This is a genomic window from Blautia difficilis (assembly GCF_014297245.1).
Taxonomy (GTDB): Bacteria; Bacillota; Clostridia; order Lachnospirales; family Lachnospiraceae; genus Blautia_A; species Blautia_A difficilis.
Genome location: NZ_JACOQG010000019.1, coordinates 32,963 through 49,198 on the forward strand (window position 1 = coordinate 32,963; position 16,236 = coordinate 49,198).

The 16,236-nt window shown below is 43.3% G+C and carries 16 protein-coding genes; all 16 read left to right on the plus strand.

Annotation, left to right across the window (positions count from 1 at the left end; translation table 11 throughout):
- Positions 1 to 16: 16 nt before the first annotated feature.
- The 16 genes from H8Z82_RS11575 (at position 17) to ftsH (ending at position 16,072) form a co-directional block, all read left to right on the plus strand.
- On the plus strand, positions 17 to 2,257 hold the full coding sequence (locus H8Z82_RS11575) for a DUF2298 domain-containing protein (protein ID WP_186995208.1): 2,241 nt from the start codon (positions 17 to 19) through the stop codon (positions 2,255 to 2,257).
- A gap of 98 nt (positions 2,258 to 2,355) precedes the next feature.
- Positions 2,356 to 3,411 carry an L-threonylcarbamoyladenylate synthase gene (locus tag H8Z82_RS11580; RefSeq protein ID WP_186995209.1) on the plus strand — a complete coding sequence of 352 codons (1,056 nt, stop codon included), beginning with the start codon at positions 2,356 to 2,358 and terminating at the stop codon, positions 3,409 to 3,411.
- Between the two features lie 30 nt (positions 3,412 to 3,441).
- A complete protein-coding gene (gene rpiB, locus H8Z82_RS11585; RefSeq protein WP_173743803.1) occupies positions 3,442 to 3,873 on the plus strand; it encodes a ribose 5-phosphate isomerase B in 432 nt (143 codons plus the stop codon).
- Between the two features lie 41 nt (positions 3,874 to 3,914).
- Positions 3,915 to 4,406: a deoxycytidylate deaminase gene (locus tag H8Z82_RS11590; protein ID WP_186995210.1), complete on the plus strand. Its 492-nt coding sequence runs from the start codon at positions 3,915 to 3,917 to the stop codon at positions 4,404 to 4,406.
- Positions 4,407 to 4,821: 415 nt separating this feature from the next.
- Positions 4,822 to 6,261 carry a proline--tRNA ligase gene (proS, locus tag H8Z82_RS11595; RefSeq protein WP_186995211.1) on the plus strand — a complete coding sequence of 480 codons (1,440 nt, stop codon included), beginning with the start codon at positions 4,822 to 4,824 and terminating at the stop codon, positions 6,259 to 6,261.
- Between the two features lie 160 nt (positions 6,262 to 6,421).
- Positions 6,422 to 7,765, plus strand: coding sequence for a CCA tRNA nucleotidyltransferase (locus H8Z82_RS11600; RefSeq protein WP_186995212.1), 1,344 nt, complete (start codon positions 6,422 to 6,424; stop codon positions 7,763 to 7,765).
- 49 nt (positions 7,766 to 7,814) lie between these two features.
- On the plus strand, positions 7,815 to 8,843 hold the full coding sequence (locus H8Z82_RS11605; protein WP_243176459.1) for a protein kinase family protein: 1,029 nt from the start codon (positions 7,815 to 7,817) through the stop codon (positions 8,841 to 8,843).
- Positions 8,844 to 8,940: 97 nt separating this feature from the next.
- On the plus strand, positions 8,941 to 9,219 hold the full coding sequence (locus H8Z82_RS11610; protein ID WP_019160901.1) for an HU family DNA-binding protein: 279 nt from the start codon (positions 8,941 to 8,943) through the stop codon (positions 9,217 to 9,219).
- Between the two features lie 66 nt (positions 9,220 to 9,285).
- The gene (locus H8Z82_RS11615; RefSeq protein ID WP_019160902.1) at positions 9,286 to 9,525 is read left to right on the plus strand and encodes an RNA-binding S4 domain-containing protein; all 240 of its coding nucleotides are present in this window, start codon (positions 9,286 to 9,288) and stop codon (positions 9,523 to 9,525) included.
- A gap of 78 nt (positions 9,526 to 9,603) precedes the next feature.
- Complete coding sequence (yabP, locus tag H8Z82_RS11620; RefSeq protein ID WP_019160903.1) at positions 9,604 to 9,885, plus strand: sporulation protein YabP; 282 nt, start codon at positions 9,604 to 9,606, stop codon at positions 9,883 to 9,885.
- A 9-nt stretch (positions 9,886 to 9,894) separates the two neighbouring features.
- Complete coding sequence (gene yabQ, locus H8Z82_RS18050; RefSeq protein WP_243176464.1) at positions 9,895 to 10,347, plus strand: spore cortex biosynthesis protein YabQ; 453 nt, start codon at positions 9,895 to 9,897, stop codon at positions 10,345 to 10,347.
- Positions 10,299 to 10,622, plus strand: coding sequence for an FtsB family cell division protein (locus tag H8Z82_RS11630; RefSeq protein WP_243176460.1), 324 nt, complete (start codon positions 10,299 to 10,301; stop codon positions 10,620 to 10,622). The genes yabQ and H8Z82_RS11630 overlap by 49 nt, the downstream gene beginning before the upstream one ends.
- 145 nt (positions 10,623 to 10,767) lie before the next feature.
- Positions 10,768 to 12,261, plus strand: a complete 1,494-nt coding sequence (locus H8Z82_RS11635) for a SpoIIE family protein phosphatase (protein ID WP_186995213.1) — start codon at positions 10,768 to 10,770, stop codon at positions 12,259 to 12,261.
- A gap of 23 nt (positions 12,262 to 12,284) precedes the next feature.
- The gene (tilS, locus tag H8Z82_RS11640) at positions 12,285 to 13,685 is read left to right on the plus strand and encodes a tRNA lysidine(34) synthetase TilS (protein WP_186995214.1); all 1,401 of its coding nucleotides are present in this window, start codon (positions 12,285 to 12,287) and stop codon (positions 13,683 to 13,685) included.
- Positions 13,678 to 14,208, plus strand: a complete 531-nt coding sequence (hpt, locus tag H8Z82_RS11645) for a hypoxanthine phosphoribosyltransferase (protein WP_019160908.1) — start codon at positions 13,678 to 13,680, stop codon at positions 14,206 to 14,208. The genes tilS and hpt overlap by 8 nt, the downstream gene beginning before the upstream one ends.
- A 16-nt stretch (positions 14,209 to 14,224) precedes the next feature.
- Positions 14,225 to 16,072 carry an ATP-dependent zinc metalloprotease FtsH gene (ftsH, locus tag H8Z82_RS11650; RefSeq protein ID WP_019160909.1) on the plus strand — a complete coding sequence of 616 codons (1,848 nt, stop codon included), beginning with the start codon at positions 14,225 to 14,227 and terminating at the stop codon, positions 16,070 to 16,072.
- The last annotated feature ends 164 nt before the right edge of the window (positions 16,073 to 16,236 follow it).

Genomic DNA, 16,236 nt, shown 5'->3' on the forward strand with positions numbered 1-16,236 from the left:
GAGGAGGAAGACACAGATGAAACAAGTGGTACCCAGAGTGTTTCTGGCAGCAGCTCTGGCTGGACTGTCAGCCTATTTACTGAAGGGTGATGTGTGGACTTTCTGGACCTGGTGGATGATGGCTTTTCTCATGGGAATGCTGGTTATGCCTGTGACAGGAAGACTTTTTGCTGGATTTGAGGATAAGGGTTGGATTTTTTCAAAGGTTCTTGCTATTGCAGTTACCGGATTTCTTACCTGGCTGTTGGTAGCTGTGAAGCTGCTTCCGTTTACTACCGTTTCCTGTATTGGCGTATCTGTAGTGTGCGGGATTTTGTGCATTCTTCTGTATTTTTATCAGATGAAAAAAGGAGTAGATTGTTTGCCGGCTGGCAGAGGAACCTTGATTTTCAGAGAGGAAATTCTGTTTTTTATATTCTTTCTTTTGTGGACTTATGTAGCAGGATTCCGGCCGGAGGCTCACGGAACTGAGAAATTTATGGATTATGGCTTTATGGAGGCTATGATGCGCAGTTCTACTCTTCCGGCAAGAGATCTCTGGTATTCTGAGGGAACCATCAATTATTATTATGGAGGTCAGTATTTTGCTGTTTTTCTTACCAAGCTCACGGGAAGTAAGGTGGAATTGACTTATAATCTTATGCGGACCTTTGTGGCGGCTTTTGCATTTACCCTTCCGTTTTCGCTGGTATATCAGATGACTGTTGATGGATTAAAGGACAGGCTTACAGGGAAAAAACGATGTATCCCCACTTTGGCCGGAGTTCTGGCAGGATTATCTGTATCCATAGCCGGAAATATGCATTATGTGGTGTACTGTAAAATAATACCATGGATCCAGAAGCTTCAGGGAGAAACACCGGACAGCTACTGGTTTCCGGATGCTACCCGATATATCGGTTATAATCCGGTCAATGAACAGGACAAAACCATCCATGAATTTCCCTGCTATTCTTTTGTACTGGGGGATCTTCATGCTCATGTGGTGAATATTATGTTCGTGTTACTGCTGGTGGGAGTTTTGTATGCATGGATGAAACATGTCCGTAGCAGGAAAGCAGTCATAGAGAAAATCAGCCGAAAGCAATTTTGGATAAGGCAGCTTTTTATTCCTCATATTTTGCTGGTATGTGTACTGATCGGAATGTTCCATTTTACAAATTATTGGGATTTTATCATTTATTTTGTAGTTGCAGGGGGAGTAATCCTGTTTACCAATATTATTCAGTTTGAAGGAAAGGTGAAAAAAGTCCTGACTGTTACCATTGTACAGGCGGTTGAGATGATTGTGGTTTCTTATGTGGTGATCCTTCCCTTTACTATGAAATTCAAGACCATGTTCCAGGGGGTAGGAATTGCAACCCATCATTCCCTGATTCATCAGCTGCTGATATTATGGGGGCTTCCCATATTTCTTACAGTATTGCTGATCATATGTATTCTGTGGGAGAAGCTTCGTGACGGCAGGAACAGGGGAGTATATCGCCTGATGCGGGCAATGGCACTGCCGGATTTATTTGCGGTGATCATGGGGCTGTGCGCTATGGGATTGATTTTGATACCGGAACTGGTCTATGTAAGGGATATTTATGAAAATGGAAATGCCAGAGCCAATACTATGTTTAAACTTACTTACCAGGCTTACATTCTCTTTGCCATGACTATGGGATATGGGATTGTACGGATGCTGGTTCTGGCACAGAAAAAAGTGTTTAAGATTTTTTCTGTGATTGGACTGGTGCTTTTGTGCTGGACCTTTGGATATTTTGGAAAAAGTGTAACCTCCTGGTTTGGGAATGTGTGGGAGGTTTCAGGGTATAAAGGGCTGAATGCGGTTTCGTTTTTGGAAAACGGAGTACCGGAGGATGCTTCTGCGATCAGATGGCTGAAAAACAATGTGAAGGGAACGACGGTGGTTCTTGAGGCACCAGGGGACAGTTATAAAGACTATGATAACAGAGTTTCTGCAATGACAGGGCTTCCCACTGTACTGGGATGGTATGTTCATGAATGGCTGTGGCGGAATGATACAGATGATCTGAATACCAAGAGGACCGAGATTGAGACAATCTATACCTCTTCAGATAAGGAACTGGTGAAAGAGCTTCTGGATAAATATGATATTTCCTATATTTTTGTTGGTTCCTGTGAAAAAGAAAAATATGGAACAAATCTGAATGAAGAGATATTGGAAGGATTGGGGAAAAAGGTATTCCAGTCCGAAAATTCTGACACATATATCCTGAAAGTGAACTAGTACATCAGAATATCTTTTCATAGACGAAACCATAAAAATCGTGTACAATATTTGTGATATAACTATCAAATCTAATGAAAAAAGAAGGCAGAAGGACAATGAAAGCAGAAGTCGTATCCATGACAGCAGAGCATCTTGATCTGGATGCAATATGTCGTGCCGGAGAAATATTGAAAAAAGGCGGTCTGGTTGCATTTCCCACAGAAACGGTCTACGGACTTGGAGGAGATGCACTGAATCCAGACGCATCCATGAAAATATATGCTGCAAAAGGAAGACCTTCGGATAATCCGCTGATCGTGCACATTGCAGAGTTTGATAAGCTGGCACCCATCGTAGGGGAGATACCGGAGAAAGCCAGAATATTGGCTGAGAAATACTGGCCGGGACCTTTGACTATGATACTCTCAAAGTCAGATCTGGTGCCGAAGGAGACTACTGGCGGCCTGGACAGTGTGGCTGTCCGTTTTCCCAGTGACAGGATTGCCCAGGAAATGATCAAAGCAGCAGGAGGTTATGTGGCTGCCCCAAGTGCAAATACCTCGGGCAGGCCAAGCCCTACCACTGCACAGCATGTGATAGAGGATCTGGGTGAGGAAATTGATATGATTATTGACGGAGGCCAGGTTGGAATCGGACTTGAGTCAACAATCGTTGATTTTACAGAAGATGTGCCGGTTGTTTTACGCCCGGGGTATATTTCACTGGAGATGCTGCAGAAGACTCTTGGCGATGTCCGGATGGATAAAGGTCTGATCGCATCGGACAGTAAGGTTCGTCCAAAGGCACCTGGAATGAAGTATCGCCATTATGCACCGAAGGCAGATCTGGCTATTGTAGAAGGCAGTCAGGAGGCAGTGGTAAAAAAAATCAATGAACTGGCTGCAGAGGCCAAAGCTCATGGTGAGCTGGTGGGCATTATTGCAACGGATGAGACGAAGGACAGATACAAGGAAGGTCTGGTAGTAAGCATCGGAAGCAGAAGAGAAGAGGAAACAATTGCGCACCATTTGTATGAAGTGCTTCGGGAATTTGATCAGAGTGCGGTCAGATCCATATATTCAGAGGCCTTTTATACGCCAAGAATGGGACAGGCAATCATGAACCGTTTGCTGAAGGCTGCGGGACATAAGATTATCCAGGTGGATAAGTAAAAAATAATATGAATTTCAGGAGGAAAAGGTATGTTAGCTTTAGGATGTGATCACGGAGGATATGAATTAAAACTGGAGATTAAAAAATATCTGGATGAGAAGGGAATCGAGTATAAAGATTATGGCTGTGACAGCCTGGCTTCCGTAGACTATCCGGTATATGCAAAGAAGGTTGCTCATGCCATTCTTGATGGAGAGTGTGAGAAGGGAATACTGATCTGTGGAACAGGTATCGGAATTTCTATTACAGCAAATAAGATCAGGGGAATCAGGGCTGCTGTCTGTACAGACTGCTTTACTGCGGAAGCAACGAGACTTCACAATGATGCCAATATTCTTGCTCTTGGAGGAAGAGTTGTAGGTCCTGGACTGGCTGTGAAAATTGTTGAGACCTTCTTAAATACGCCATTCTCCAATGATGAAAGGCACATCAGAAGGATCAATCAGATAGAGACAGAATAAAGTGGACTGCGAATAGCTGCCAGACCAGGGAGGTTTGAGCAATGGATATAAATCATAAACGTACAGATTACTTATCATGGGATGAATACTTTATGGGAGTTGCCATGATGTCAGGAATGCGTTCTAAGGATCCTAATTCTCAGGTAGGGGCCTGTATTGTAAGTGAAGATAATAAAATTTTGTCTATGGGATATAACGGATTTCCCAAAGGGTGTTCGGATGATGAGTTTCCGTGGGCAAGAGAAGGGGATAGCCTTCATACAAAATATTTTTATGTGACCCACAGTGAGCTGAATGCAATCCTGAATTACAGGGGTGGAAGTCTGGAAGGGGCAAAGCTCTATGTATCTCTTTTTCCCTGTAATGAATGTGCCAAGGCTATTATACAGGCAGGGATTAAGACAATTGTTTATGACTGTGATAAATATGCCAATACTCCGGCAGTGATCGCATCCAAGAGAATGCTGGATGCTGCAGGAGTGCGTTATTATAAATATAACCGTACAGGCAGAAAAATTACAATAGAAGTATAACGTTAGAATTTTCACTCTTGACACATCCTGAGATTTCGCATAAAATAAAGCCAAATGCGAAATATTTACGGCGATGAAGAGAATAGTACATAAGGAGCAATCCCAGAGAGGAATCTGTATGGTGTGAAGATTCTGTGCGCAAATTATGGAACCGGCCTCGGAGCCCCGTGCAATTGAAGTACGGCGTTTTTCCTGCGTTATCGGAAGAAGAGCGAACAGTGTGCAGGCATTTGGGCACAGTGTTAATTAGGGTGGTACCGCCGAAGCCTTTCGGTCCCTTGTGAGGGATGTAAGGCTTCTTTTTTATCTGTGAATGGAAAAAAAGAAGTGGAGTACTTACATTCTGATGTCACAAAATACAGTTATTACTGACTGTGAGTTGAAACAAACAATCACAAAAAAAGGAGAAACAATCATGGCAAACAACAAGAAACTGGTAGAAGCCATCACATCCATGGAAGAGGATTTCGCCCAGTGGTATACCGACGTTGTAAAGAAAGCTGAACTCTGCGGTTATACCAGCGTTAAAGGCTGCATGGCGATCAAACCTGCAGGATATGCGATCTGGGAAAATATCCAGCATGAACTGGACAGAAGATTTAAAGAGACAGGTGTACAGAATGTATACATGCCGATCTTTATCCCGGAATCTCTTCTTCAGAAAGAGAAAGATCATGTAGAAGGATTTGCACCTGAGGTTGCATGGGTAACTCACGGTGGTCTGGATCCGCTTCAGGAGCGTCTGTGTGTACGTCCTACATCTGAGACATTATTCTGTGATTTCTATGCAAAAGAAATTCAGTCCCACAGAGATCTGCCGAAGGTATACAATCAGTGGTGTTCTGTAGTGCGCTGGGAAAAGACAACACGTCCGTTCCTTCGTTCCCGTGAATTCTTATGGCAGGAAGGCCATACAGCTCATGCAACAGCTGAGGAAGCAGAAGAGCGTACCATCCAGATGCTGAATCTGTATGCAGACTTCTGCGAGGAAGTTCTTGCAATCCCTGTTGTAAAGGGTCAGAAAACAGATAAGGAGAAATTCTCCGGTGCAGAAGCTACCTATACAATTGAATCTCTGATGCATGATGGAAAAGCTCTTCAGTCCGGTACAAGCCATAACTTTGGTGACGGATTTGCCAGAGCATTCGGCATCCAGTATACAGATAAAGAAAACAAACTTCAGTATGTACATCAGACATCCTGGGGAATGACAACACGTATGATCGGTGCCATTATCATGGTACATGGTGATAACAGTGGTCTGGTGCTGCCTCCGAGAATCGCTCCTACACAGGCAGTGATCATTCCGATCCAGCAGAGAAAAGAAGGCGTTCTGGAGAAGGCAGACGAGATGTTTGCAGCATTAAAGGCAGCAGGAGTCCGCGTAAAAGTAGATGATACAGATAAGAGTCCGGGATTCAAGTTCGCAGAGCAGGAAATGCGCGGTATTCCGATCCGTATTGAGTGTGGCCCTAAGGACATTGAGAATGGCCAGGCTGTCATCTGCCGTCGTGATACAAGAGAAAAATATACAGTTACATTTGATGAGCTTGTGGAGAAGGTTCAGGAAATCCTGGAAACGATCCAGAAGGATATGCTGGAACGTGCACGTGCCCACAGAGAGGCTCATACTTATGTTGCTACAGATTATGAGACATTTAAGGACACAATCGTTAATAAACCAGGCTTTGTAAAAGCTATGTGGTGCGGTGACCGTGCATGTGAAGATAAGATCAAAGAGGATGTTCAGGCTACATCCAGATGTATGCCATTTGAGCAGGAACATTTAAGTGATGTCTGCGTATGCTGTGGAAAACCGGCTAAGAAGATGGTTTACTGGGGTAGAGCATACTAATCAGTAAGGCAATAAAGAAAACCGGCAGCAGAAATAATATCTGGATGCCGGTTTTTGAACGCAGATCGCAAAGCGACTGCGTTCATGAGCAAGTAGCGAAGCGGATTGCGAATGTCCGCTTTACATTAATCATGAATAGAAAAAAGGTAAGGATGGTCATATGATTCTGGAAATACCAAAAAACGCGGAGACAATTTTACATATACTGGAAAATGCAGGATATGAGGCTTATGTAGTGGGCGGATGTGTCCGCGATTCTATCCTGGGACGAAAACCGGATGACTGGGATATTACTACATCTGCGAAGCCTGAGCAGGTTAAGGAACTGTTTCACAGAACAGTGGATACAGGTCTGCAGCACGGAACCGTGACTGTCCTTATGGAGAAAGAAGGCTATGAAGTCACAACTTATCGGGTGGATGGCGAATATGAAGATGGCAGACATCCGAAAGAAGTAACATTTACAGCAAGCCTTGAAGAGGACCTGAAACGCCGTGATTTTACCATCAATGCTATGGCGTATAATCCTTCCGGCGGATTGGTTGACCTTTTTGGAGGGCTGGAAGATATTGACAGAAAGATTATCCGCTGTGTGGGAGATCCGTTGGAACGTTTTACAGAAGATGCACTTCGCATTATGCGTGCTGTGCGGTTCAGTGCCCAGCTTGGATTCTCCATCGAAGAGGAAACACGCAAGGCGCTGAAGGTGCTGGCACCCAATCTGAAACATGTAAGTGCAGAGCGGATCCAGGTGGAATTAGTAAAGCTTCTGATGTCTCCTCATCCGGATTATCTCAGAACAGCTTATGAAGCCGGTATCACTGCAGAATTTCTTCCGGAATTTGATGCCTGCATGGAGACATCTCAGAATACTCCCCATCATTGTTATACAGTAGGGGAACATATTCTGCACAGCCTCTGCTATGTGCGGGCAGACAGGGTTCTTCGTATCACGATGCTTCTTCATGATATTGGGAAACCGGTAGTAAGAAAGACCGATGAGAATGGAAGAGATCATTTCAAAACCCATGGAAATGCAGGGGAAAAAATGGCAGGCCAGATTCTTCGCAGACTGAAGTTTGACAATGATACCATTCGTAAGGTAACCCGTCTGGTGAAATGGCATGATGACAGACCGGAGGGAACACTCAAATCTGTCCGTCGTGCTGTTAACAGGATCGGTGAGGATCTTTTTCCCCTGTATCTTGAAGTACAGCAGGCAGATATGCTTGCCCAGAGCCTGTATAGGAGAGGGGAAAAACAAGCACGTCTGGACAGTGTAAGGGATGCATACAGACAGATTATAGAGGAAAAACAGTGCGTATCATTGAAGACACTGGCAGTTACAGGCAGAGATTTAATAGAGAATGGTTACAGACCCGGCAGAGAGATTGGGGAAAAACTGGAAAAACTTTTAAATCTTGTTCTGGAAGATCCGGAGAAAAATCAGAAAGAAATTCTATTGGAAATTATCAGGAAAGATCAGGAAAAGAATCCGGCATAGCAGGATTCTTTTTTGCATATGTATAGAAAGTACAAAAAAAGAGGGGGATATGTCATTGTATGATTACGGACTAGGCACTCTTTCTCAGTATGGCCTGAATGCAGAACGTTCTGCAAGGACAAGGGGTGCCCTGCTTTGCTATACAGAACAGGGAATTTTGATATTGAGAGAGTTTCACGGTTCGGAAAAAAAACTGAAAAAACAGCAGGAGCTTTTGCTTCTCCTTCAGGAAAATGGCATAAATACAGATTATTTCCTGGAAAATACCCAGGGCAGTCTCATCAGTCAGAGTAAGGATGAGCAGATGTTTACACTTCAGCATTGGTATGAAGGGCAGGAATGCAGTACCAGATCAAGAGAGGACATTCTGAAAAGCGTAGGAACACTGGCAAAATTACATAATGTCATGAAAATGGAGCCTGCAGAAGAATACAGGGCAAGATCACTGAGGGAGGAATATATACGGCATAACCGGGAAATCCGAAAGATACGCAAGTTTATCCGTCAGAAAGGTGCGTCCGGAGTTTTTGAAAAAAAATTTCTTTCCAGTGTAGAGGGATTTTTACAGAGGGGTGAGCTGGCATTAGAAATGCTGGAAGAAACGGATTATGACAGTCTCAGGGAAAAAGCCTGGAGGGAGGGAGATGTCTGTCACGGGGCCTATAATCAGCATAACATACTGATGCTGAGAAAAGGGGAGGCAGTGACAAATTTCGGAAACTGGTGTTTTGATATTCAGATGGCAGATCTGTATCATTTTATGAGAAAAATTCTGGAAAAATACAGCTGGGATCTGACATTGGGGAAGGAAATGCTAACAGAATATCACAGGATCCGACCTGTTTCTTATCAGGAATGGCAGAATCTGAAGGTGCGTTTTACTTATCCCGAAAAATACTGGAAACTGGCCAATTATTACTATTCACACAAAAAGGTATGGATTTCCGGGAAAAATGTGGAAAAGCTTGAAAACCTGATTAATCAGAAAGAAATATGGGAAAAATTCATACAAAATTGTTTTCAAAAATATTTTCTGAATGCTCATACAGAATTGGCTGAATGTGGTGAAAAACCTTGACAATATAAGGGAAATGGTATATAAACTAATGATAGAGCGCTGTCGCTTCTGGCGGGTGCTGACAAACAAGAAAGAGAGTATTAGAGGAGGAAACACCATGAATAAAACAGAATTAGTAGCAGCTATGGCGAAAGAGACAAATTTATCCAAGAAGGATGTAGAAGACGTACTGAAATCTTTCGTTGACGTGGTTTCTAAAGAACTGAAAAATGGCGGAAAGATCCAGTTAGTTGGATTTGGTACATTTGAAGTAAGTGAAAGAGCTGCTAGAGAGGGAAGAAATCCTCAGACTGGTGAGACAATGAAGATCGAAGCTTCTAAAGCACCTAAATTCAAAGCCGGAAAAGCTTTAAAGGATATGGTTAACGCGAAATAATTGATTGACGATAGCCAACAGGGGGGACGGAAGTTCCCTCTTTTTTACTACCTGTGAGGAGGAATTATGCGTTTAGATAAATATCTGAAGGTCTCACGACTGATCAAACGCCGTACTGTGGCAAATGAAGCCTGCGATGCAGGCCGAGTTCTGGTAAATGACAAACCTGCAAAGGCATCTGTACAGATCAAAACAGGAGATGTGATTGAAATCCAGTTTGGAAGCAAAAATGTACGGGTGGAAGTTCTGGAGGTCAGGGAGACTGTGAAGAAAGAAGATGTGGAGAGTATGTACAAATATCTTTGAGCTGAAATTACTTCTATTTAAAGCTTTCTGCACATAAACTACTGATAAGTAAGGGAAAAAGAAATCCGGAGGACAAAGTTGGAAGAAAGGGGAAATCTTTCTGACCATAGTCTGAAGCTGAAGGATCGCCGGATAGGTACGGTGACCGGTGTACAGGATATAAAATCCTTTGATGATAAAGAAATACTGCTTTTTACAAAAGCGGGAAAACTGTTGATAAAGGGAGAACAGCTTCATGTGAAGCGCCTGAATCTGGAAAAAGGAGAAATTGATCTGGAGGGAAGAGTTGATAATCTCTGTTATCTTTCTAAAAGTGCAGATAATAGAGAAAAACCACTTCTCAGAAGGTTATTTCATTAACAGATGAGTATGTTTATTCATCATGAACTATTTCTTGTAATTCAGGCGTTGAGAACGGGGGCTGTTCTCCTTTTATGCTATGATCTGCTGAGGGTATTTAGAAAGTATGCTGTTCATTCCCGTAAAATTTCAAACGCACAGGACATTCTGTACTGGATGGGAAGTGCACTGTACCTTTTTTTCAGGATTTGCCAGAATAATGATGGAAATCTCCGTTTTTATATGATTCTGAGCTTGGTGGCGGGAGCTGGTCTGTGTCATTTGACTGTCAGTCCTTTCTTTGTGAAGTTTTGTGGAATACTCTTTGATATTTGTATAATTATTGGGAAAAAAATAATAAAGTGGTTGCTATTTCCGGTCAGAAGAGGTAAAATTTTCTGGTATAAACATGTAGTAAAGGGAAGGCTGGCAAATTGGGTAATTCTAAGAAGAAACGAAAAACGAAAAGAAACAGAAAAATAGGATATAATTCTCTTGGAATGCTTGCTATTGCGCTGGTTGTTTTGGTACTTCTGGGAGGATTAATGCATGAGAGCCGGAATCTCAGGGAGCGTCTGGCAGTGTATGATGCCAAGGCTGCTACCATAGAGCAGGAGATAGAGAATGAACAGGCCCGTACAGAAGATATTGATAAACTGAAAGAATATATGCAGACAGATGAGTATGTGGAGGAAATCGCCCGGGAGAAGCTGGGACTTGCGAAGGATAATGAGACTGTTTTTAAAAAGGAACAGTAGCAGAGCTTACATGTCGAAAACTTTTCAGACTTGTTCGTCTGTATTTGACAGATATTTTAAAACCCAATCCTTATAATATTTCTTTGACGGAGAATGAAGGGGGTACTGTGAGAACAGGACAGTAACAGATAAGGGGAGGGAGAATATGCAGGAATGGATGCTTGCCATGCTCGTGATCAGTATAACACTGATCATACGGGACATGGCAAAAACTATTTTGGCGGGAAATGTACCGGATACACAGGAAATGATCGCTCTGTGTGACAGTCATCCCCAGAAGGAAAGGGTGGAGCAGTATGCAGCCTCTTTTCGGAGACTGGCAGACACTTTTTATGGTATGCCATATCCAAGGGATTACTTAAGCAGCGGACAGATACAACAGATTACAGAAGATACCAATGAACAGGTGTGTTCCAGATGCTATCGGAGAGAAATCTGCTGGGAAAGCAGGGGCAAAGAGATGTTTCAGGGGACAGAGATGCTGGTTCGGGCATTGGAAAGTGGAAAGGAAGAAGAAATCCAACAGATTCGGGGGGACTGGATGAGCTTCTGCGGGCGTTCCGTGCAGTATTACCATACAGTTTTTCAAAATTTTCAGCTGGAGAAAATGAACCAGATATGGGACAACCGTATGATTGAGAATCGGCTGGCAGTGGCGCAGCAGCTTGGGGAAGTCTCCAGGATTATGGAACATATGGCTGATGATCTGTATGATATGGAAAGATGTACTCCGGAATTTGAGGAGAAGCTTCGGAAAATACTTCGGAAGCGTCATGTGATCTTACGTCAGGTATGGATGATGGACAGGCGCAAAAGCAAAAAACAGATATTTCTCACTATGAGAGCCAGAAGCGGGCAATGTATTTCTATGACAGAAATTGCACAGCTTTTATCTGAACTTTGTGAAAAACCTATGGCACCTGCCAGTGGAAGCCGATGTATTGTAAACGGAGAGTATCATACAGTACATTTTGTTGAGGATGTCAGTTATCAGATGTTATATGGTACAGCAACTCTGACAAGAGAAGAAGAGAAGGTTTCTGGCGATAATTATCTGTGCAGGCAGGAGGAGGGAGGGCGTTTTATTATGTGCCTCTCAGACGGAATGGGGTCAGGTATGGATGCGTGCAGGGAAAGCGAGACTGTGGTAGAACTTTTGGAGCAGTTTCTGGAATCAGGTTTTTCACAGGAAACTGCTGCCAAAATGGTAAATTCCGCATTGGTGCTTAAAGGGCAGGAAGGAATGTTCTCTACAGTAGATATGTGTGCTGTGGATCTGTATACAGGAATCTGCAGCTTTCTGAAGGCTGGAGCTGCTTCTACTTTTATTAAAAGAGGACATGGGGTAGAAACGATCACTTCTGAAAGCCTGGCAGCCGGACTGGTTCAGCAGATTGATTTTGAAACTGCTTCCAGAAAGCTTTATCATGGAGATTATCTGATCATGATGACAGATGGGGTATTGGATGCTCTTCCGGTACAGAAGGAGGAGGAAACCATGAAGGAAATTATTCAGGATGTACATGAAGAGTCACCGAAGGAGCTGGGGCGGGAAATCCTGGAACGTGTGTTGGGATACAGTGATTACCGTGCCAGAGATGATATGACTGTGCTGGTGGCCGGTATCTGGAAGAAATAGAGAAAACAGGAGTCACAGAAGAAATGTATAGAAGAATTGCTGGTTACATGAAAGAAAATCATATGACAGAAGCCGGATATACAGTGCTGGCAGGTGTATCAGGGGGAAGTGATTCCATGCTGATGCTCACAATCCTGAGAGAACTGCAGAAGCCGCTGGATTTTAAACTTGCGGCTGTGCATGTACATCATGGGATCCGTGGACAGGAGGCAGACAGGGACAGGGCTTTTGTAGAGCAGATCTGTGAGGAATGGGGAATTCCCTGTCATGTGTTTCATTATGATGTTCCTGCTTTAAGCAGAAAGTGGAAGCTTGGGGAGGAAGAGACTGGCAGACTGGTACGCAGGGAGGCGTTTGAGAAAGCTGCCCATAGTTATGCAGATCAGAAGGTACGTATTGCATTGGCGCATAATCAGGAAGATCTTGCAGAAACCATGCTTCATAATCTGTGCAGGGGAACCGGTTTGAGAGGATTGTGCACTATGCGTCCGACTGCGGAAAAAATCATACGTCCTATTTTGTGCCTGAATCGAAGGGAGATTGCTGATTTCCTGAAAAAATATCAGATCCCACATATACAGGACAGTACAAACCTGTGCGATGAATATACACGAAACAGGATACGGCATCATATTTTACCGGCTTTGGAGCAGGGGATCAATTCAAAAGCAACTGCCCATATGGCAGAAACCGCGTTCAGGCTTTCGCAGGCAGAGGATTACCTGACTGCCCAGGGGACAGAACTGGCAGAGAAATTTTATAAAGAGGGCAGGTACTGTTTTCCAGAAGAATTTTTTTCAGCTCCGGAAATTCTGCAGATTTATGCACTTCAGCAGGCAATGGAGAGGCTGGCAGGAAAGAGAAAGGATATTACCTCTGTTCACTATCAGAAGCTTCGCAATTTGTGGAATATGCAGACTGGAAGAAAAATAAATCTTCCTTATGGGATGGAGGCAGAAAGAAGATATACAGAAGTAGACTTGCATGTAATATATTCAGAAGATATCTGTGAGAAAAAAACTTCTGATCAGCCTGCAGAGCAGAGGATTTTGGTGCCCGGGGATACAATGGGTCCCTTGGGAATGATCCATACAGAAGTATTTTTGTATGACGGGCAGAAGATTGAAGAAAAAAAGTATACGAAATGGCTGGATTATGATAGAATAATAAAGTATCCGTGCATCCGGACCAGGAAAACCGGTGATTATATTGTTATCAACAGCAAAGGAGACAGAAAAAAGATCAATCGCTGTATGATTGATGAAAAGATCCCGGCAGACAGGAGAGATCAGGTTCCTCTGATTGCAGTGGAGGATGAAATACTTTGGATCATAGGAAGCAGGATAAGTGAGCGATATAAAATAACCCCCTGTACCAGGATGGTTTTAGCATTAACATACCAAGGAGGAAATAAAAATGAGTGAGAAAATCAGAGTTTTACTCAGTGAAGAGGAAGTAGATTCCCGTATCAGAGAAATCGCAGCAAAGATCAGCAGAGATTATGCAGGAAAGGAAATACATTTGATCTGCGTCCTTAAAGGCGGTGTATTTTTTACCTGCGAGCTTGCAAAAAGAATTACAGTTCCGGTAACTCTTGACTTTATGTCTGTTTCCAGTTATGGAGATGATACCAAGTCCAGCGGAGTTGTGAAGATTGTTAAGGATCTGGATCAGCCATTAGAGGGTAAGAATGTACTTATAGTAGAGGATATTATCGATTCCGGAAGAACCCTGAGTTATCTGATTGATATTCTTGGAAAGAGAAATCCGGAAAGCATTCATTTGTGTACTCTGCTTGATAAACCGGAGCGAAGAGTAAGGGATGTTAAGGTGGATTACAGTTGCTTTAATATTCCGGATGAGTTTGTGGTAGGTTATGGTCTGGACTATGCGCAGAAATACAGAAATCTTCCGTTTATCGGAGTAGTGGAACTGGGGGAAAACTGAAAGGAGACAGAATCAAGTGAATAAACAGCCAAGCAGAATTGGTCTGTATCTGGTGCTGCTTGTTGCTCTTGTTGCCGGTTATTTCTATTTAAATAATCAGGTGGTATCTCAGAGCAGCTATACGCAGAAACAGCTGGAACAGGCTCTTGAAGACAACAGAGTGGTTGATGCAACGATTCAGCAGAATAGAGAGGTTCCTACCGGTGCAGTGATCGTAGATACGACAGATTCCGGTCAGAAAAAAGTATATGTGACAGATGTGAACCAGGCAATTGAATTGCTGAATAAATATAATATTGATGTTACAACGCAGAATGTGCCGGGAGATAACATCTTTTTGACAACTTTGCTCCCTGTACTTCTTACAGGAGCACTGGTGATTTTCCTGATCATGATGATGAACCGGCAGATGTCAGGAGGCGGTGGAAGCAATGCCAAGATGATGAATTTTGGTAAAAGCCGTGCCAGGATGTCCTCTCCGGATGATAAAAAGGTAACCTTTAATAATGTGGCAGGCCTGGAGGAAGAAAAAGAAGATCTGGTAGAAGTAGTGGACTTTCTGAAATCTCCTCAGAAATATACAAAAGTAGGTGCCAGAATTCCGAAAGGTGTGATCCTTGTGGGACCTCCCGGAACAGGTAAGACACTTTTGGCTAAGGCAGTGGCAGGAGAGGCAGGAGTTCCGTTTTTCTCTATCTCCGGCTCTGATTTTGTGGAGATGTTTGTTGGTGTAGGTGCTTCCCGTGTACGTGACCTGTTCGAAGAAGGAAAGAAGCATGCCCCCTGTATTATCTTTATTGATGAGATTGATGCAGTTGCAAGACAGCGTGGTACAGGAATGGGAGGCGGACATGATGAGAGAGAGCAGACGCTGAACCAGCTTCTGGTAGAGATGGATGGTTTTGGTGTTAATGAAGGAATCATTGTGATGGCAGCTACCAACCGTGTGGATATTCTGGATCCTGCAATTCTGCGACCGGGTCGTTTCGACCGTAAGGTTGCAGTGGGACGTCCGGATGTAAAGGGCAGAGAGGAGATTTTACGTGTCCATGCCAAGGATAAACCTCTGGGTGAGGATGTGGATCTGAGACAGATTGCAAAGACAACGGCAGGATTTACAGGTGCAGATCTGGAAAACCTGCTGAATGAAGCTGCTATTGAGGCTGCCAGACAGGAAAGAGGCTTTATTCTTCAGGCTGATATTAAGAGTGCATTTATCAAAGTAGGTATTGGTGCGGAGAAAAAGAGTAAGGTAATATCTGACAAAGAGAAGAAGATTACAGCGTACCATGAGTCCGGTCATGCCATTCTTTTCCATGTACTGCCGGATATGGATCCTGTGTATACCATTTCTATTATTCCTACAGGAATGGGGGCAGCAGGTTATACTATGCCGCTGCCGGATAATGATGAGATTTTTAACACCAAAGGACAGATGCTGCAGGATATCATGACTTTGTTAGGAGGCCGTGTGGCAGAGGAGATTATTTTTGGTGATGTTACTACAGGGGCATCCAATGATATCAAGCGTGCTACTGCTACTGCCAGAAGTATGGTGATGAAATATGGAATGTCTGATAAAATTGGCCTGATCTCCTACGGAGACGATGACGATGAGGTGTTTATCGGCAGAGATCTGGCACACACCAGGAGCTACAGTGAAGAAGTATCCAGGTCTATTGATGAAGAAATTCATCGTATTATCACAGAATGCCATGATCGTGCGAAAGAGATCATTATGGAACATGAGGATGTGCTCCACAGTTGTGCAAAGCTTCTTCTTGAGAAGGAAAAAGTACACAGAGATGAATTCGAAGCACTTTTTACAAGAGAAAATTCTGTGGAAGAAAACCCAAGTATATAAAATAACCAAAAAAGTGTGCTGAATTTTGTGAAGTTTGTGCACACTTTTCTCTTGCTCCATGGTACTATATAAACCGTAAAAACCCCCCAATACATTATATAGTTTTTGCTACACCCCATAAGAAGAAATACCTTCTCCAAAAAAGACAGCTTTATCCCGCTGTC

Bases quoted from the DNA above. Each gene is read 5' to 3' on its own strand.
- H8Z82_RS11575 (WP_186995208.1), top strand. From the start codon at position 17: ATGAAACAAGTGGTACCCAGAGTGTTTCTGGCAGCAGCTCTGGCTGGA.
- H8Z82_RS11580 (WP_186995209.1), top strand. From the start codon at position 2,356: ATGAAAGCAGAAGTCGTATCCATGACAGCAGAGCATCTTGATCTGGAT.
- rpiB (WP_173743803.1), top strand. From the start codon at position 3,442: ATGTTAGCTTTAGGATGTGATCACGGAGGATATGAATTAAAACTGGAG.
- H8Z82_RS11590 (WP_186995210.1), top strand. From the start codon at position 3,915: ATGGATATAAATCATAAACGTACAGATTACTTATCATGGGATGAATAC.
- proS (WP_186995211.1), top strand. From the start codon at position 4,822: ATGGCAAACAACAAGAAACTGGTAGAAGCCATCACATCCATGGAAGAG.
- H8Z82_RS11600 (WP_186995212.1), top strand. From the start codon at position 6,422: ATGATTCTGGAAATACCAAAAAACGCGGAGACAATTTTACATATACTG.
- H8Z82_RS11605 (WP_243176459.1), top strand. From the start codon at position 7,815: ATGTCATTGTATGATTACGGACTAGGCACTCTTTCTCAGTATGGCCTG.
- H8Z82_RS11610 (WP_019160901.1), top strand. From the start codon at position 8,941: ATGAATAAAACAGAATTAGTAGCAGCTATGGCGAAAGAGACAAATTTA.
- H8Z82_RS11615 (WP_019160902.1), top strand. From the start codon at position 9,286: ATGCGTTTAGATAAATATCTGAAGGTCTCACGACTGATCAAACGCCGT.
- yabQ (WP_243176464.1), top strand. From the start codon at position 9,895: ATGTTTATTCATCATGAACTATTTCTTGTAATTCAGGCGTTGAGAACG.
- H8Z82_RS11635 (WP_186995213.1), top strand. From the start codon at position 10,768: ATGCAGGAATGGATGCTTGCCATGCTCGTGATCAGTATAACACTGATC.
- tilS (WP_186995214.1), top strand. From the start codon at position 12,285: ATGTATAGAAGAATTGCTGGTTACATGAAAGAAAATCATATGACAGAA.
- hpt (WP_019160908.1), top strand. From the start codon at position 13,678: ATGAGTGAGAAAATCAGAGTTTTACTCAGTGAAGAGGAAGTAGATTCC.